Source organism: Pseudoruegeria sp. HB172150, assembly GCF_013184805.1.
GTDB lineage: Bacteria > Pseudomonadota > Alphaproteobacteria > Rhodobacterales > Rhodobacteraceae > Psychromarinibacter.
Genome location: NZ_JAATNG010000005.1, coordinates 115041 through 133468, shown reverse-complemented (window position 1 = coordinate 133468; position 18428 = coordinate 115041). Strand labels below are relative to the sequence as shown.

15 protein-coding genes are annotated in these 18428 nt (G+C 59.8%); 10 read left to right on the top strand and 5 right to left on the bottom strand.

Annotation, left to right across the window (positions count from 1 at the left end; genetic code table 11):
• Positions 1-8: 8 nt before the first annotated feature.
• From HCO70_RS19295 to dctP, 5 genes are all read right to left on the bottom strand, one after another.
• Positions 9-1316, bottom strand: coding sequence for a Xaa-Pro peptidase family protein (locus HCO70_RS19295; RefSeq protein WP_172299246.1), 1308 nt, complete (start codon positions 1314-1316; stop codon positions 9-11).
• Positions 1317-1401: 85 nt separating this feature from the next.
• Positions 1402-2313 (bottom strand): GlxA family transcriptional regulator, encoded by a 912-nt coding sequence (locus HCO70_RS19290; RefSeq protein WP_216665523.1) that lies wholly within the window; start codon positions 2311-2313, stop codon positions 1402-1404.
• Positions 2314-2465: 152 nt separating this feature from the next.
• A complete protein-coding gene (locus HCO70_RS19285) occupies positions 2466-3821 on the bottom strand; it encodes a TRAP transporter large permease subunit (RefSeq protein ID WP_172299242.1) in 1356 nt (451 codons plus the stop codon).
• Position 3822: 1 nt separating this feature from the next.
• On the bottom strand, positions 3823-5217 hold the full coding sequence (locus HCO70_RS19280) for a TRAP transporter small permease subunit (RefSeq protein WP_172299240.1): 1395 nt from the start codon (positions 5215-5217) through the stop codon (positions 3823-3825).
• Positions 5218-5312: 95 nt separating this feature from the next.
• Positions 5313-6410, bottom strand: coding sequence for a TRAP transporter substrate-binding protein DctP (gene dctP, locus HCO70_RS19275; RefSeq protein WP_172299238.1), 1098 nt, complete (start codon positions 6408-6410; stop codon positions 5313-5315).
• Between the two features lie 407 nt (positions 6411-6817).
• On the opposite strand from dctP, the gene HCO70_RS19270 reads away from it, so the two are divergent.
• From HCO70_RS19270 to HCO70_RS19225, 10 genes are all read left to right on the top strand, one after another.
• Positions 6818-7888, top strand: coding sequence for a dipeptidase (locus tag HCO70_RS19270; RefSeq protein WP_172299236.1), 1071 nt, complete (start codon positions 6818-6820; stop codon positions 7886-7888).
• Between the two features lie 69 nt (positions 7889-7957).
• Positions 7958-9559 (top strand): ABC transporter substrate-binding protein, encoded by a 1602-nt coding sequence (locus HCO70_RS19265; RefSeq protein ID WP_172299234.1) that lies wholly within the window; start codon positions 7958-7960, stop codon positions 9557-9559.
• A gap of 36 nt (positions 9560-9595) precedes the next feature.
• On the top strand, positions 9596-10618 hold the full coding sequence (locus HCO70_RS19260; protein ID WP_172299670.1) for an ABC transporter permease: 1023 nt from the start codon (positions 9596-9598) through the stop codon (positions 10616-10618).
• Positions 10615-11547, top strand: coding sequence for an ABC transporter permease (locus HCO70_RS19255; RefSeq protein WP_172299232.1), 933 nt, complete (start codon positions 10615-10617; stop codon positions 11545-11547). Before HCO70_RS19260 ends, HCO70_RS19255 begins: the two co-directional genes overlap by 4 nt.
• Entirely contained in the window at positions 11544-12407 is an 864-nt protein-coding gene (locus HCO70_RS19250) for an ATP-binding cassette domain-containing protein (RefSeq protein WP_172298995.1), read from the top strand. Before HCO70_RS19255 ends, HCO70_RS19250 begins: the two co-directional genes overlap by 4 nt.
• Positions 12404-13156 carry an ATP-binding cassette domain-containing protein gene (locus HCO70_RS19245; protein WP_172299230.1) on the top strand — a complete coding sequence of 251 codons (753 nt, stop codon included), beginning with the start codon at positions 12404-12406 and terminating at the stop codon, positions 13154-13156. Before HCO70_RS19250 ends, HCO70_RS19245 begins: the two co-directional genes overlap by 4 nt.
• 151 nt (positions 13157-13307) lie before the next feature.
• Positions 13308-14582 (top strand): aconitase X catalytic domain-containing protein, encoded by a 1275-nt coding sequence (locus HCO70_RS19240; RefSeq protein ID WP_172299228.1) that lies wholly within the window; start codon positions 13308-13310, stop codon positions 14580-14582.
• The gene (locus tag HCO70_RS19235) at positions 14579-15019 is read left to right on the top strand and encodes an aconitase X swivel domain-containing protein (protein ID WP_371742272.1); all 441 of its coding nucleotides are present in this window, start codon (positions 14579-14581) and stop codon (positions 15017-15019) included. Before HCO70_RS19240 ends, HCO70_RS19235 begins: the two co-directional genes overlap by 4 nt.
• 96 nt (positions 15020-15115) lie before the next feature.
• On the top strand, positions 15116-16321 hold the full coding sequence (locus HCO70_RS19230; RefSeq protein WP_172299224.1) for a TAXI family TRAP transporter solute-binding subunit: 1206 nt from the start codon (positions 15116-15118) through the stop codon (positions 16319-16321).
• A gap of 197 nt (positions 16322-16518) precedes the next feature.
• Positions 16519-18402, top strand: a complete 1884-nt coding sequence (locus tag HCO70_RS19225) for a TRAP transporter fused permease subunit (protein ID WP_172299222.1) — start codon at positions 16519-16521, stop codon at positions 18400-18402.
• The last annotated feature ends 26 nt before the right edge of the window (positions 18403-18428 follow it).

The following is an 18428-nucleotide window of genomic DNA, read 5'->3' as shown; positions in this document are numbered from 1 at the left end:
GGAGTGCATTACAACTCGCCCGACAGGAAGTCTTCCTCGTAGGGAAAACGCGACATCAGCTCGATACCGGTGTCGGTGATGAGCACCTGGTCCTCGAGCTTGACGCCCTCGTTGCCGCCCTTCTCACCGATATAGCTTTCGACCGACAGGCACATGCCCGGTTCCAGCACACCGTCGCGCCCATAAGTCTCGTAATCCATGGAGTGGGCAATAAACGGCGTTTCTCCATGCATGCCGACACCGTGCATAACCGAGGTATAGCGCTGCTCCACGAAGCGATCGGGGATCTTCCACGCTTTTTCAGCGATTTCGCGGAATTCCATGCCGGGCTTCAGAATGTCCATATTGTACTGCACCTGTTCGAAGGCGAAGCGGTAGAGTTCCTTCTGTTCGCGCGTCGGAGAGCCCGGTCCGCAGCGGAAGGTGCGGGAGAAGTCGGAGAAATACCCGTAACAGCCGATGGTGTCGGTATCGAGCGCCACCAGTTCGCCGGGGCGAACCTTGCGGCCCGACGCCTCGTTGAACCATGGATTGGTCCGCTGGCCGGAGGTCAAGAGCCGGGTTTCGATGAATTCACCGCCCTGGCGGATCACCTCGTGATACATCACGGCAAACAGTTCCTGTTCGCTGACGCCCGGCTTGATTGCTTCACGAACCGCGGCGACAGCGGATTCCGCGCCGGCCATCGAGGCCATCAGGCATTTGATTTCCTCAGATGTCTTCACCGCGCGCACCTCGGTCAGGATCGCACCGGCGCAGTCGATCACCTCGCAGCCCTGCCGTTCAAGCGCCATGGCCTGGATGTGGCTGCAGCGGTCCATCCCGACCTTCATCGAGTCCTGGCCATGGGTTATCAGGAGGTCTGCTATCTCCTTGGCAAAGGGATCGACCGTTTCGCTGTCGCGGCCGGAGACCGAGGACCAGACCAGTTTCGAAGGGCGGGCCTCATCCACCGTCTCGAGCACCATTGAGACATGGTAGCTTTGCGGGTATTCGAACAGCACGATCGGCCCTTCGACAGGTACGAAAAAGTATCGCGTCGAGTTGCGGAGGAAGTAGCCGAACATGTTGCGGCTGCCGGTGGCGTAGCGCTGGTTGTAGGGGTCGAACAGGACCACGGCGCCGTAGTTTTCACGCGCCATCCAGTCGCGCAGGCGGCCAAGGCGTTCGGCGCGCAGGCGCCTGGTGTCGATAAAGGACGGTTCTGTATCGGACAGCCACATGCCGCCGGAAGGGTCGTCGGCGGCCGGGTGGCGCATCCGGTCGCGCCAGTCCACGTCTTCGGTTCTGTCGGGATCGAAAACCACGATGCTCATGCGTAGAGTCCTTCGGAAGAATTCCTTCGACTCTCTCGCAGTTGTCACGATTCTTATTTGCGGTTTCCCGCAAAGGTTTTGCAGTTTACCGCAGTACTGTGACTCCGGCGCGGACTTCGACGGGCGCGACCCCGAATTTCGACCGAAAGGCGCGCGAGAATGCCGCCTGATCGGCGTAGCCGCAGGCAAGAGCTACCTCGCGTATCGGCATGTCCGAATGTTCGATCAACGACCGCCCGTGGCGCAGGCGGAGGCCGCGGAAGAACTGACCGGGCGGCTGCCCGAGTTCGATGCGGAACGCACGTTCCAGCGTGTCGGGCGAGACCCGCTGTCTTGCGGCCAATTCGGCCACGGAAAACGGCATGTCCGGCCGCGCCTCGATTTCGGCCACGCAGGCCAGCACCAGCCGGTTGCGGATACCGCGCCGCAAGTTCAACGGCATCTGCCGCCGCGCGTCGGGTGTGCGCAGGGTGGCATGGGCAAACCAGTCGGCAACAGCATGCGCGAGTTCCAGCGAATAGTCGCGTTCGATCATCGCCAGCTGCATGTCGAGGCTGCCGACCCCGCCGAGCGAGGTGAACCGGTCCCGGTCTATGACGAACAGCGACCGTTCCAGCAGCACCTTCGGAAAAGTCTCGGAAAATGCCGGCTGGCTGGTCCAGTGCAGCGTACAGCGGTAGCCGTCCAGCAGGCCCGCCCGTGCCAGCACGAAGGCCGCGTCGGCAACGGCGCCGATGTCGGCTCCGCGGCGCAGTTGGCCTCTTATCCAACCGATGGCCTCCCGCGCGAAGAGCCGTTCGGCATCGCCGCCGGAACAGACAACTACGCGATCCACTTCAGGATCATGGTCAAATCGCCTGGTCGGCGTCAGTTCGAAGCCATTGGACGCACGGATAGGTGCGTCATCGGCGCTAACTAAGTTCCATGAATAGAGCTCCCGACCGGAGATCTGGTTTGCCGCCCGCAACGGCTCCACCAACGCCGAAAAAGCCATCATCGGAAAATTCCTGAAGAGGACGATGCCATACCTGATCGGAGCTAACTCTGGATTTCGGCGCATGAGCCATTTGCGCCCGGCGATAAGTGCTTGGCAATCGTGAAGAGTGCGGCAGGGCCCTAGCGTGGGCTCTGCAGATCAGCACGAACGGCTCATCCGTAAACCAACCTCGGCAACCAGATGATGATTTCTGGGAACACCATGCACAGCACCAGGCCAACAATCTGCAGAGCCAGAAAAGGTAGCGCAGAGCGGAAAATATCGCCCATCGGTATCTCTGGCGGCGCGACACCTCGCAGGTAAAACAGCGCATAGCCGAAAGGCGGCGACAAGAAGCTCATCTGCATGTTGACGAGGTAGAGTACGCCGAACCACAGCACGAGGTCTTCGGGATCGGTAAGCCCGAAGGACATTGCGCCCATCGCCTTGATGATCGGGACGAAGATCGGCACGCAGAGAAGGAGGATGCCAACCCAGTCCAGGAACATGCCAAGAATGACAAGCACGGCTTGCATGATGATCAGGATACCCCACGGCCCGAGACCTGTGGCTTCCAATGCGTTCTGGACGAATTGCTGGCCGCCTTCCAGAACGTAAAGCCCGACAAAGATCGTCGCGCCGAACATGATCCAGATGACCATCGCGCTGGCCTTCAGCGTCGTCAGCGACGCCTCGCGCAGCGTCTGCCAGTCAAGCTTTCGGTGGATCGCAGCCACGATGATCGCCCCGAAGGTTCCGATACCGGCCGCCTCCACCGGCGTCGCCACACCGGAAAAGATCACGCCCAGAACGATGATGATCAGCGCGATCGGCGCCGCCATGTTGCCCATCAGCTGGATCTTCTCTCGCGTCGAGATGCGTTCTTCCTCCGGGATCGGCGGGCCTTTTCGCGGGTCGATGTAACAGCGGATCACAACGTAAAGGATGTACATGCCCGACAGCAGAAGACCCGGAATAACCGCCCCGATGAACAGTTCTCCCACCGACTGCTCGGCCACGACGGCATAGATGATCGCCAGGATCGACGGCGGGATCAGGATGCCCAGCGTTCCGCCAGCCATGATCGAGCCCATCGCGATCTTGGCATCGTAACCGCGCTTCAACATCGCTGGCAGAGCGATGATTCCCATCGTCACCACGGCTGCGCCAATCACACCGACCATCGCGGCCAAAACTGTCGATGCGATGATCGTCGCCGCCGCTAGCCCGCCCTTCAACCCGCCGAGGACTTTGTAGATCACATCGAACATGTCGTTGATGATTCCCGCCCTCTCCAGCATCGAAGCCATGAAGATAAAGAGCGGGATCGCGCTGAGCTGATAGTTCGTCATCAGCGGGAAGATCCGGCTGGGCACAATGTTCAGCGCGCGCTCGTCACCAAGGACAAACAGGAACACGCAGGCCAGACCGCCCGTGACAAAAGCTAGCGGAAGCCCTGCCATCAGCAGGACCAGCAGCGAGCCGAACATGATGAGCGTGAGCCACTCGATTCCGATCTCAAGTCCCATCTCAGGCAGCCTCCCTCATCGCAGCCTCGGAGGCCGGCCGGTCGGGGGGGGCGCTCGGTGGATCATCCCCCGCAAACAGCTTGCGAAGATCCTGCGCGAACTTCGAGATCCCCTGAAGCACAAGCAGCAGCCCGCCGATCACCATTACCCATTTCATCGGCCAGAGCGGCACCTCCCACTCGTTAAAACTAATCTCGCCCCATCGGATGTTGGGATCGGTCCACTGCGCCATGTTCCAGCCAGAAGCCATTTCGCCGAACCCGATCCGCCCGCGCGCCCAATCCGAGACCAGCGAATTGCCCGAAGGCACCGAGATTGCGTCGAAGGCGAAGATCCACGACGTCACCAACAGCGTTCCGGCGAAGATGAAGAAGAATACCGATGTCAACAGGTCGACCCACGCCTTGTTGCGTCGGGACATCGGCGCATAAAAGATGTCGACCCGTACGTGGCTTTCGGTCAGCATCGCATAAGCACCGGCGACCAGGTACTGCATGCCAAACATTAGGTACATTGCCTCGTGCGCCCAATTCGTCGGACTTCCGAAGACATAGCGGCTGATGACCTCGAAGTAATAGACGAAGACCGCGATTACCGCCCAGTAGGCGACGAACTCGCCGCAGAACAGCGACAGCCGGTCGATCCAGCCGGTCCAGCCTTCAGAGACGTGATCGGCATCGTCCTTTCTCTCACGCGCCTCCAGTTCCGCCAATGCACGCTCGGTCTCGCTCATTTCCTCATGAGCCGGCAGCCGGTCGTTGGCTCGTTTCACCAGCATTGGCAGCAGCAACGCGTCCAGCGCCATCCCGGCTAGGATCAGCCAGAATGCGTATTTCGCGACATTGTTCCATTTCGCCATTTCGGCACGTGCCGACTCGACCTGCGGCCGCGCAGTTTCAAGGTTCCCCTGTGCCTCCACGATCAGCACGCGACCTTCTTCGACCCGCGCCTCCGCGCGCTCGACATTGCGCTCTGCGCGGCGAATAACGAAGCTGCCTTCCTCCTCCTGCACTTTCGCGGTCTCAAGCTCTTCTCGCAGCGCCGGAAGATCGGCTTCGGCCGTTCCCACCCGCTCCGTCTCTCGCTCCAGCGTGCGCTCCGCAATCCGGACAGCATTCGCCAGGTCGGACACGACCGACCGCGCATCATGGCCCTGGCTGTTGGCATAGAGGATGCACAGGAAGACCGGGATATAGAGTAAGCCCAGAAGGCTTTTCAGGTAGAAGCGATGCAGCCCGAGAATGCCGCCGGTGATCAGGATGAAGTAGCCAAGTCCAAGAGAATATCGCTTCTCTTCGGGCTTCGGCCTGTTCGCGAGTGCCATGGCGAAGATCGGAAAGACGATCAAACCTACCCAATAAGCCCAGTGCGGCAAAGTGAAATCGAGACTCGGCATACCTCTCCCTTCCTGCCGGGGTTCGCCCCCGGTCCATCCGTGAACGGGCCCGCGCGTCCTGCACGGGCCCGTTGTCTTTTCTATCGGTCAGTGGGTCAGAGCTTCAGCTCCAGGCCTTCCACAAGGTCCGGCGTCACATAGCCCAGCGAACCCGACATCATGTAATCGAGCTGGATCTGGAAGATCCGCGCCGAGTTCGGGTCGCGGTTGGCGTAGTTGAACCAGATCGGCACGGCGACTTCGGTCATCAGCTCGACGTCGTCCTGGGACAGACGAGTAACCTCTGTCCCGTCCTCCTCGAACTTCTTCCAGGCTTCCTGGTCTGCGGCCTGAATCGCGGCGTGATGCAGGTCGGAATAGACGTGCGTCTCCATCTCGACGAATTGCTGCATTTCCGGCGACAGAGCGTTCCAGGCGTCCATGCCAACGGTGATGTCCATCAGGTCGACCGGCTGGTACAGCGACATGAAGCCCGGAGGGCCCATCGAGATGTAGCTGGTGACCTGACTGAAACCGAGAGCGTAGTTCACCGCCGGGCCAACATAGTCAGCCACGTCGATGGTGCCCTTCTCCAGCGCCGGGAAAATCTCGGACCCCGGCAGTACCGTGGTTTCCGCACCGATCTCTGTGAACACTTCTGCAACCATACCACCCGGCAGGCGCATCTTGCGACCGCGGAAGTCGTCGATGGAGCGGATCGGCACCTTGGAATGGATGATGTTTGGCCCGTGGTGGACGGGACCGACAAAGTACATCCCCTGCTCCGCGAACAGTTCGCGCGCGATCTCCAGGCCGCCGAGGCCATAGTAGAAAACGTCGAACTCGTGCGGATTGCGCAGACCCAGCGGATAGCTGGTCAGGAAGGTTGCCGCCGGCACAATGCCTTGGCCGTAGATGGTAAACGGGTTGATCGCATCCAGCACTCCGTTCTTCACCGCGTCGTAAAGCTGGAAGTCGCCCACCACATCGTTTGCGCCGAATGGTGTGAATGCCAACTCGCCGCCCGTTTTCTCGACGATGGTGGCGCACCAGTCCTTGAAGATCTGCAGGCCGGCTCCGCCGGGCCAGGATGTCTGGATCTTCCAGGCCGTTGTCGCGCCCTGCGCTGTGGCGATATGCGGCGCAGCAAGACCTGCAGCGCCCACGCCTGCAAGAGTTCGCAGCGCTGTACGACGATTAGTGAACTTGTTCATTATTTCCTCCCGGTTGTTCGGGACGGTATTGGCAGCGATGTAGCTTTACGGCGGAAAAGAAAATGATATCCATCTTCCTACCGAAACTTCGATTTTTGGTCTTGTTTATCCATTGGTTTCAGCAAGTTCTCGCCTACCCGCCAGCTTGCTGTATCGCTCCCAAATCCTCCCAAGTGGCACCAATTTATAATACTTTTTCAATTGAGCAAGTCTTGCGTGACCTTTTGCTTCTCGACCCAGATTGCGCGAACAAGCTGCCGTGAAATACGGCGGCACGCCCGATGAGAAGACATCAAATGCTCTGAATCACCCGCCAACTCATTTCCCGCAAGGTAAGGCTTGGACTCCGCCAAAATGTCGCGCAGCTTGGCGCGGTGGTCTTGCCGCCAGTCAGCAATGAGGTTTCCATGTCACCGTCCGAGATCGAGTTTGCCGGTCCGCCCGTCTTTGACGGGCATAACGATCTTGTCTTGCGGCTGATCCGCGGAATGGTCAGTGCCGAGGACGTGGTAGGAGGCCTAGAGGATGGCCATATCGACCTGCCACGTGCCCGCAAGGGCGGATTCGGCGGCGGATTCTTTGCGATTTTCGTACCGAGCCCCGCTGACAAATCTGTCCGTTACGAGGAGATGCAGAAGCCACAGTACGACCTTCCGCTGCCGGATATGGTGCCTCACGACGAGGCGCTGAATGTAACACTGTCCGGGTTCGAGGCGCTGGAAGCGCTGGAGACCGCCGGCGCCATCATCATATGTCGCACCGCCGCAGAACTAGAAACCGCGCTTAAAGGCGACCTCATGGCCGCCGTTATGCATATCGAGGGCGCCGAGGCGATTAGCCCCGATCTTTCGGAGTTGGAGAAGTTTCATGCCCGCGGACTGCGCTCGCTGGGCCCAGTCTGGAGCCGACCGACAATCTTTGGCCATGGCGTTCCATTCCGCTATCCGTCGGACCCGGATACCGGCGACGGGCTGACCGATGCTGGCAAAGACCTAGTGAGGGAATGCAACCGCCTTAAGATCATGATCGATCTCAGCCACCTGAACGGCAAAGGCGTCGACGACGTGGCCAAGATCAGCGATGCCCCGCTGGTCGCCACCCACTCAAATGCCTGGACAGTCTGTCCGCATGCAAGGAACCTGACCGACCGCCAGTTACAGATGATCGCAGATAGCGACGGAATGGTCGGTTTGAACTTTGCCTCGGCTTTCCTGCGTCCAGACGGCAAAATGGAAGATGATTTCGGGCTTGACGTAATGCTCCGTCACATTGACCATCTGATAAAAATCTTGGGTGAAGACCGTGTCGGGCTTGGATCCGACTTCGACGGTGCGCTTGTGCCAAAACCGATAGGCGATTGCGCAGGCCTGCCCAATCTTCGGGCAGCGCTTGCGGAGCATGGGGTAAATGACGCACTGATGACCAAGTTGACACATGGAAACTGGTTGCGTGTTCTTCGAAAGACATGGGGACAGTGATGGGTTCAAAGCCCGCTGGGAAAAGCGGGCAACTTTCCGAGTTTTGACAACTAACAGGGAGCTTATGAAATGAAACAAATGCGATGCTTTACCGCAGCCGCGGTGGCGGCGCTGATGGCAGGGGTCCCAATGGCGCCGGCCCTCGCAGAGACGCCACCAAACATGCTGGTGATCGCGAACCGGATCGACGACATCAAGACCTTCGACCCGGCAGAAAGCTTTGAATTCGCGGGCGCCGACGTATCTCGCAATGTCTATGAAAAGCTGGTCAACTTCGACCCGATGGACCTTGACGCCGGCTTTGGCCCGCAACTCGCTGCAAGCTGGGAAATCAGCGAAGACGGCAAGACCATCACCTTCACTATGGCCGAAGGTCACGTCTTTTCCTCCGGCAACCCGGTGACCGCGAAGGACGCCGAGTTCTCGCTTCGCCGCGCGGTGCTGCTGAACAAGACGCCATCGTTTATCCTGACCCAGTTCGGTTTCACGCCCGAGAACGTTGAGGACACCATCGTCGCTACGGACGACATGACACTTCAGATCACGCTGGACAAAGAATATGCGCTGTCCTTCGTGCTGAACTGTCTGACTGCAACCATCGGTGGCATTGTCGACATGGAAACCGTCATGGCCAACGAGACCGACGGTGACATGGGCAATGCCTGGTTGCGCACCAACACAGCCGGCTCCGGTCCCTACAAGGTCGTGGAGTGGAAACCGAACGAAAGCGTCCTGATGGACCTGAACCCGAGCTATGGCGGCGAAGCGCCGGCGATGGAACGGGTCATCGTTCAGCACATCCAGGAGTCGGCTACGCAGCGCTTGCTTCTGGAACGTGGTGACATCGACGTGGCGCGGAACCTTTCCCCCGAAGACATCGCCGGTCTCGACGACGTCGAAGGCGTCAAGGTCATCGACGAACTGCGCGGCCGCCTGATGTACTTCTCGGCCAACCAGAAAAAAGAAATGCTGGCCGATCCAAAGGTGATCGAGGCTTTGAAATTCGCCACCGATTACGAAGGCATGGCGAACTCATTCCTCAAGGGTCAGTACACTGTGCACCAGGCCTTCCTGCCGCTGACCTTCCTCGGCGCGCTGGAGGACAAGCCGTTCAGCTACGACATGGATGCAGCCAAGGCCGCGCTTGCGGAGTCTGGCTATCCAGATTGCGGCCCGATCGCGATCTCGGTTCGCGACGCACAGGAACGGATGGATATCGGCCAATCACTGCAAAACACCTGGGGCCAGCTTGGCTGTGACATTGAACTGATCGTTGGCACCGGCGCCCAGACACTCGATCGTTACCGGGCGCGGGAGCACGACATCTATCTCGGCGCCTGGGGCCCGGATTATCCGGACCCGAACACCAACGCCGGTACCTTCGCCTATAACCCGGACAACTCGGACGAGGCCGGTGCAACAGGGCTGTTAGCCTGGCGGAATGCCTGGGATCCGGGCGAAATGAGCGACAAGACACTTGCCGCCGTCCAGGAAAACGACACTGAAACGCGGAAACAGATGTATCTCGACCTGCAAGCCGAGCATCAGAAAGTGTCGCCCTTCGGCGTCATGTTCCAGCAAATCGAACAGAACGCGATGGGCGAAACGGTCGAAAACTTCGTCGCCGGTGGCGCCACGACTGCGGTCTCCTACTGGGTGATCACAAAGTAAGTGACTGATCAGGCGAACATCTCGAACGGGCGGCGCATGCCGCCCGTTCCCCCTTGGCTCAAAAAGCTTGGCTCGACGCTGGTCACTGTGGCCGTGACAATCCTCGGGCTTCTATTCGTGACATTCATGATCGGCCGCGTGATGCCGATTGATCCTGTTCTCGCCGTGATCGGCGAACGCGCGACACAGGAACAGTACAATGAAGTCTTTTACGATCTCGGTCTCGACAAACCACTGATCGTCCAGTTCGCGATCTATGTTGCCAATGTTCTACAGGGCGACTTCGGCACTTCGATCCGCACCGGCCAACAGGTTTCTGACGATATTGCGCGGGTATTCCCCGCGACACTGGAACTCGCCACACTCGGCACGCTGATCGGCGTGTTCCTGGGCGTGCCGCTCGGCGTTCTTGCCGCCGTTCGCCGCGGCAGCTGGATCGACCAGCTGGCCCGATTTGTAGGCCTTATCGGATACTCTATGCCGATCTTCTGGCTCGGACTCGTCGGCCTCCTGCTGTTTTACGGAATACTTAACTGGGTCTCTGGGCCGGGACGTGTGGGCATCTTCTACCAGGGCATCGTCGAGCCAATTACCGGCATGCTTTTGGTCGACAGCACCCTTCGGGGAGAGTGGGAGGTATTCCGCGATGCCTTCAGCCACATTATTCTGCCCGCGTCTTTGCTTGGATACTACAGCCTGGCCTATATCAGCCGCATGACCCGCTCGTTCATGCTGGAACAGTTGAACTCGGAGTACATCATTACCGCCCGCGTGAAGGGGCTGAGCGAGCGCAAGGTTATCTGGCACCATGCCTTCCGAAACATCCGTATCCAGTTGATCACGGTGATCGCGCTGGCCTATGCGAACCTGCTGGAAGGATCCGTTCTGACAGAGATCATCTTTGCCTGGCCGGGGATTGGCCAGTACATCACCGTCTCTCTACTTGCCAATGACATGAATGCGGTTCTGGGCGGCACTATCGTGATCGGGACAATCTTCGTCTGCCTGAACATCTTCTCTGATCTTCTGTACCGATTCTTCGATCCGAGGTCGAAATGAACGAACTGACCTCACCCTCGACAAAGCCGACCTGGCGGGAATGGCTGCTGGCAGAAGAACCGACGTCTCGCCGGCAGGCCCGCGCGGTCGGGTGGTATCAAGGTTGGCTGGCCTTCCGGTCGAATACGCTGGCAATGATCGGACTTATTATCCTGGTGTTCCTGATCGTCTGCGCAATCTTCGCGCCGCTACTGGCTACGCATGACCCATATGCGCAGGACCTTGGGCAGCGCCTGCTGCCACCGGGTTTCCAAGGCAACCTCTTCGGCACGGACAGCCTTGGCCGCGACATCTACTCGCGACTGCTCTTCGGCGCCCGCATCTCGATCTATATCGTGCTGCTGGTCGCCATGGTGGCGCCTCTGATCGGTCTGATCATCGGAACCATCGCTGGCTATGCCGGCGGGTGGATCGACGTTGTCCTGATGCGGATCACGGATATCTTCCTCGCCTTCCCGCGTCTCATCCTGGCACTTGCCTTCGTTGCCGCCCTCGGCGCGGGTATCGAGAATGCGGTGCTCGCCATTGCCTTGACGGCATGGCCGCCCTACGCGCGGATCGCCCGGGCAGAGACGCTGACCATCCGCAATACAGACTTCATCCATGCGATCCAGCTGCAGGGTGCCGGACCGGTGCGTATCATCACCAAACATATCTGGCCGCTCTGCATATCGTCGCTGGTGATCCGTGTGACGTTGGACATGGCTGGAATCATCCTGACCGCGGCCGGCCTCGGCTTCCTCGGCCTCGGCGCCCAACCGCCTTCGCCTGAATGGGGAGCGATGATTTCGGAAGGGCGAAAGTACATACTCGACCACTGGTGGGTCGCGACGATTCCGGGCCTCGCCATTTTTGCGATCTCGCTGGCCTTCAACCTGCTTGGCGACGGGCTGCGCGACGTGCTGGACCCGAAGGAGAGCGGGCAGTGAGCGAACAGCACCTCCTCGAGGTCGATAATCTTTGGGTCAAGTTTCCGACCCGCTCCGGAATCTTCGACGCGGTTCGCGGCATCTCGTTCAGCCTTGGACGCGAGCGGCTGGGTATCGTCGGCGAGTCGGGTTCCGGTAAGTCAATGACCGGCCGGGCCGTCCTGAAGTTGATCCGTAAGCCGGGCTTCATCGAGGCTGACCGGGTTGAAATGAACGGCGTGGACGTTTTGAACGCCTCGGAAATCCGGATGCGGCAGCTTCGTGGCCACCATGCATCCATGATCATGCAAGATCCGAAATTCTCGCTAAACCCGGTCATGACTGTCGGCCAGCAGATCACAGAAGCTCTGCGAGCGCACGAAAAGGTTTCGAAGCAGACCGCCCGCAAACGCGCCGTGGATATGCTCGACGCCGTCGCTATCCGTGAGCCCGAGCGCGTTTTCGATCTTTATCCGCACGAGGTTTCAGGCGGCATGGGCCAGCGCATTATGATTGCCATGATGCTGATTCCGGGGCCCGAGATCTTGATCGCAGACGAACCAACCTCGGCATTGGATGTAAGTGTCCAGCTTCAGGTACTGGAGATTATGGACAAGCTCGTGTCTGATCGCGGCATGGGACTGATCTTCATCAGCCACGACCTGAACCTGGTTTCGAAATTCTGCGACCGCATCATGATCATGTATGCCGGCCGCATCGTCGAGGTCTGCGAGGCCGGGAAGCTGCACGAGGCAACACACCCCTACACGGTCGGACTGCTGAATTCGGTTCCCGACCTGACCCATCCGCGCCCACGCCTGGAAGTGCTACAGCGCGATCCGGCCTGGCGCGAGATGCCTTCCGTGAGTGCCCTTCTGTGAACGCTGTCGAGATCAGGGATCTGAACGTCTGGTTTGGTGACGGGGCGAGCCGCACTGATGCCGTCAAGCAAGTCAGTTTCGACGTGGCCGAGGGGGAAAGCTTTGGCCTCGTCGGCGAATCCGGATCGGGCAAATCCACCGTATTGCGCGCCTTGGCTGGGTTGATCCCGTCCTGGGACGGCTCAATGCGGGTAATGAACGAACCGTTGGGGCTAAAGCGCAGCAGGCAGTTCCACAAAACCGTGCAGATGGTTTTTCAGGATCCATACGCGTCGCTCCATCCGCGCCAGACGGTCGACCGCGTGTTGTCCGAGGTGATGCATCTGCACGGTGTGAAAGATGTGGACACACGGATCGAAAAGTTGCTGCGCGACGTCGGTCTTGGTCCCGGCTTTCGCTTTCGCTATCCACACCAACTGTCGGGCGGTCAGCGGCAACGCGTTGCTATCGCCCGCGCGCTCGCGCCGGAACCACGTATCCTGCTTCTGGACGAACCCACCTCGGCGCTCGACGTTTCGGTGCAGGCGGAAATCCTGAACCTCCTCGCCGATCTGAGAGAGGAACACGGACTTACCTACATCATGGTTTCCCACGACCTAGGTGTCGTCGGCCATCTATGCAGCCGCATCGCGGTGATGCAACTGGGAGAATTGGTCGAAGTGTTGGGTGTCGCGGAGATGCGAAAACTGAAAGCGCAACACCCGTACACACGGCACCTTCTCGACAGCAGTATTCAGTCTGTTCGTTAGGCCGGCGCACCTCCTGTTCACCAGTCTGCGTGCATATGCGCTCGCCTTTCTCGAATCGAGAGAGCTGATAGCAAAACATTACTGTTATCAAGAAAGATCCGCTCCAGTAGGTTTTCTGAGAAATTAGGCAGCGTCCTCTTGGGGAGGAGAGATGCGACTGACCGACCAAGAAAGGTCACTACGGGACGGCGCGCACGGAGAAGCGCGGGCCCGGGCGATGGACCTCTTGATCCGCTACGGCGAAGCGCTTGGCGCGGAACGTCTTGTGGAAAGCCGAAATGTCGCGGGTGCGTTCAATGCCTCGACCCCATCGGTCCGCCACATGGCAGACGATGGGTTCGACCGGGTGTTCTCGGAACTGAACCTCGACGCCGACGATGTCGTCGACATCCCTCATATGGCGGTTCCAACCTGCCAACTGATCACCGGCATCGACAATGACAACTACGAACTGCAGGGCGTCGACCCCGGACTGGCGGAATTGCAGAAGCAATCCGAAAAATACCTAGGCCGCCGCGGCATCAACATGATGTGCACCTGCACGCCGTACCAGGTCGGCAATGTCCCGGTGAAGGGTGAACATTGCGCCTGGATGGAAAGTTCCGCCGTCATCTACTGCAACTCGGTACTGGGCGCCCGGACCAACGTCGAGGGCAAGGAGAGCACCGGCGCCGCAGGACTTACCGGCCGGATTCCGTACTGGGGTCTGCATATCCCGGAAAACCGCCTTGCCAACCGACTGATCCGGGTGGAGGCAGATGTCGATGACATGGCCGACTGGGGCGTTCTCGGCTATTTCACCGGGTTCGAGGTGGAAGAGAACATTCCCGCCTTCGACGGCCTGACCCACCAGCCCGATCTTATGAAGCTCAAACATTTCGGCGCGGCGGCGGCGTCTTCCGGCGGTGTCGAAATGTACCACATACCCGGCATCACGCCCGAAGCACCGACGCTCGATGCGGCCTTCGGAGCGAACGCACGGCCCGATCCAATCGTTTATGGCAGGGCCGAACGCGACCGAACCTGGGAACGGCTGCAGAACGCCACCGATCGCAAGCTCGACTTCGTCATGCTCGGCTGCCCGCACAACTCAATCGAGCAAATGTCGCTGGTTGCTGAACTGCTGGACGGCAAGCGTATACACCCCGACACGGCTCTCTGGGTCCACACCCCGCGCGCGATCCGCCAGATGGCCGACCGCTCCGGCTACACTGAGGTGATTGAGGCCGCGGGCGGCGTGGTCATGTCTGACACCTGTCCCTCGATCTCGCGCCGCCTGCCGCAAGGTGTTCGCGTCATCGCCACCGACAGTGTCAAGCAGGCGCACTATCTGCCGGCCATCGCCAAGGTGCAGGGCTGGTTCGGTTCGGTGCAGCAATGTGTTGATTCCGCCATCGCGGGCGAATGGCTGGGGAAGGTCGCGTGAACCAGACGGCGACGACACCGAAGGTCATCACCGTGCACGGTCGAAAGGTTGTCGGCGGCAGGGCCGAAGGCGAGGCGCTGGTCACACGGCAGACGATCTCCGGCTGGGGCGGCATCAACGAACGCGAAGGTTCGGTGATCGAGCTGCACCACGAACTCAACGGCATCAGCTTTGCCGGCAAAATCCTTGTCTTCCCCGGCGCCAAGGGATCATCCGGCTGGTCCGCCTATTTCCACATGTGCCGCCTGAACGGTACCGCGCCTGCCGCGATGATCTTCACCAGAATGACAACAAAGATTGCTCTCGGCGCTGTGGTTACGCGTGTTCCGGCCATCACCGATCTCGATGGTGACGTGTTCGCACTGATCGAGACCGGTGACTATGTCTCCGTCGATGCCGATGCCGGTACTGTCACGATAACCAAAGGGGGCAGGTAACGCCCTGCAACCAGATGCAGCAGGCATGCAATGCCCCGCCGCAACAAGTTCAAGGTGGCGAGGAGGCCGCCGACCAAACCTGATGGGAGGGAATACATGCGAAACATCCCCGGAAAGTGCATCGCCGCAGCGGTATTTACCGCGGGGCTTGCGCTCGGCACCGGTGCCCAAGCACAGGACAGCTACGAGTGGCCCGAATACTTCACCGTGGTAACGCCCATCGTCGGTACCGCGAACCATTCGCTAGGCGTCGCCTGGACATCAGAGTTCTCAGCCCAGACCGAGAGCCGAGCCCGCGTTCTACCGGCCCCCAATGGCTATTCCCGCGCTCTGTGGCTGGTCACCGGCGAAGGCGACATTTCGATGCTCCAAGCATCGGATTACTTTGACCACATGGACGGGATCGAAGGTTACTCTGTCGAGGAAGGTGGCCCTGCCGATACCCGCGTCGCAGTCATGAATATGGTCACGCCGTGGAGTTACCTGGTCCGCGGCGATAGCGATATCCAGAGCTTCTCCGACATTGGCCCGGATACCCGCGTCGCGCTTGCGACAAGTTCAAGTTTTCTAATGTCCGGTATCGACGCTCTGCTGGCCTATAACGGCATGACGCGCGACGATGTGCAAATCGTAGAAGTCGGAAACTACGGCGCCAACACCAAGATCATCTCGGAGGGCCGCGCCGACGTCGCCTTTACGTCGCCGCTGTCCGGCACAAGCTACGAGGCAGAAGCCAATCCGAATGGCATCCGTTGGCTGCCGCTACCGGCGATGGAATACGATCCCGAGGCCTACCAACGCTATCGGGACATCATGACTGGCTATGTACCTGGCGAAACCGTGTCGGGCGTCGAATCGGCTCTGGGACTCAACATGGACCACGCCTTCCAGGCGAACCATGTCCGCGCCGACGAGGATGAGGAGTTTGTCTACCACCTCGCGAAATGGCTCGACGAGCACTACGAGGACTTCAAGGAAGATTTCACCCACGCGCCGATGATGAGCGTAGACAGCATGGTTGCATTCCTGAAGGCCGGCCACTTGCAGCCACTTCATGAGGGCACGATCCGTTACCTTGAGGAAAAGAGTTTGTGGACCGACACCTATCAGACCCGGCAGGACGCGCTGGTTAAGCTGGCGCAGGATCGTGCCGCGCTCTGGGCCGAAGCCGTCGAAACTGGCAAGGCCGAAGGGCTGCAGGTCTCGCCCGAAAGCGAGGACTGGGCCACCTTTTGGTCCGATTACAAGGCAGAGCATGGAATCGACAAGAGCTTTGGCGAATTGGTGATGGCACTGCCCTAGCCAGCAGCACACTCCGGCGGGCGCTCGCCGCCCGCAATTTCTCTTCCGGCACCGGTTAGCGAGGGCCGGAGCTCTCTCTGATCCTGAAATGCACGCGCCAAGGACCAATGCCAATGAGCGACGCGCAAACAAACTCCATGCCTAGCAGCGAGGTCGAAGCGGGCTATGTCGACCGCACCTGGGTTCGCTTCATGACGATGCCGCTGCTGGTCAGGCTGCTTGTCCTTGCTCTATCGGCAGGCGGCGTCGTTCTGGCGGTGGTCTACATCTTCACGCTCGTGCCTCTGTTGGACTTCACCTATTACTTCCTGCTGATGTTCTGCTACCTGCCGGTGGCTTTCCTTTTATTGCCGGCCTGGAGCGGCGAATCCCGCGTCACCTGGGCAAGCTACGCGCCCGCCATTGCGATTGCGGCGCTAACGCTGCTCATGGCCTACCATTCGCGCAGTCTTGTCTTCGGCACCTGGGTGCCGGCGCGCGAATGGTGGCAGATTGCCATCGCGGTCGGCATTTTCGTTCTGGTACTTGACGCCGCGCGCCGCTCAGGCGGCTACGTCTTCTTGTTCATTGTCACCGCGCTCGCGCTCTACCCCGTCTACGCCTACTACATGCCGGGCATCTTCTGGGGCCCGCCAGCGACCTGGCAGCGGACCGTGGCATTTGATGTCTTTTCCGGTGATGCGATGCTGGGCGTGGTCACCCGTGTCGTCGGCGAGACGATCATTGGGTTCCTTTTCCTCGCCGCGCTGATGGTCGCAACTGGTGCGGCAGACTTCTTCCTGAAACTTGCTCTCGCAATGATGGGTACTGCTCGCGGTGGCCCTGCCAAGGTCAGCGTGCTGGCATCCGGGTTTTTCGGTTCACTCTCCGGCTCTATCTTCGGCAACGTCGTTTCCACTGGTTCGGTTACTATCCCATCAATGAAAAGGGCCGGCTTCCCTGGCCATTACGCAGGCGCGTTGGAGGCTTGTGCATCTACCGGAGGAATGTTGATGCCTCCGGTCATGGGGGCGGTGGCGTTCATCATGGCCGACTTCACCAACACCGAGTACCGGGTCATCGTGCTGGCAGCGATCATTCCGTCGCTGCTCTACTATTTCGGCCTCTACTGTCATGTCGACGGATTCGCTGCGCGCAAGGGCCTGCAGGGCATCCCACGCGAGAATCTTCCCAAGGTCCACGAAACGCTGAAGGAAGGCTGGCCTTTCCTAGTCGTCCTCGGCTTCCTCGTTTGGGGGCTTGTCGTGATGCGTTGGGAGAGGCTGACGCCGTTCTACGCCTCGGCTCTGCTGATCGTACTGACCGCGCTCAGCCCAAGGCTCCGCGGCAGGCTTACAAAGGTATCGGAGATCCTGTTTCAGATCACCAAACTGCTCAGCCAGACTTGGGCGCTGCTATTGCCAACCAGTTTCATCCTCGGCGGGCTTATGGCAACCGGAGTTGCGCCTGTCATAGCCTCCAGCCTTGTGCGCATGGGCGGAGACGCCATTCTGCCCGTTCTCGCGGTCGGAATTGGCGTTTGTATCATCTTCGGTATGCTCGGCATGATCGTTGCCGCCTACCTGATGTTGGCTCTGACGCTGGCCCCTGCGCTGGAACAGATCGCCGGGCTGAACACACTCGCTATCCACCTGTTCATCGCCTACTACGCTTCGCTCGCCGCCATCACTCCGCCAGTTGCCTTGGCCGCCTTCCTTGCTTCGCGGATCAGTGAGAGCGACCCGATAAAAACCAGCATGCACGCCGCGCGGCTTGGGGTCGTTCTGTATTTCGTGCCGATCTTCTTTCTGTTCGAGCCGGCGCTCATCCTGCAGGGGTCGTGGTACCTGACCGTGATCTGGACCGCGTTGAATGTCCTTGCAGTGATCCTGATCGCTGCCGCGTCGGAAGGGATTCTCTATAAGGTCGGTCGCCTTGGACACTGGGCGCGGTTACCGCTCTTTGCCGCTGGTCTACTGATCGGATTCCCCGAGTGGATCTCCACTCTTGTTGGACTCATTGCCGCAGCCGCCATCATCGCCTTGTCGATGAAGTTCGGGCCGAAAACGAGCCCTATCCCACAGCCAGCCGTCGGCGAGTAAGGCACTTGCCGACAGGCGCAAGCATC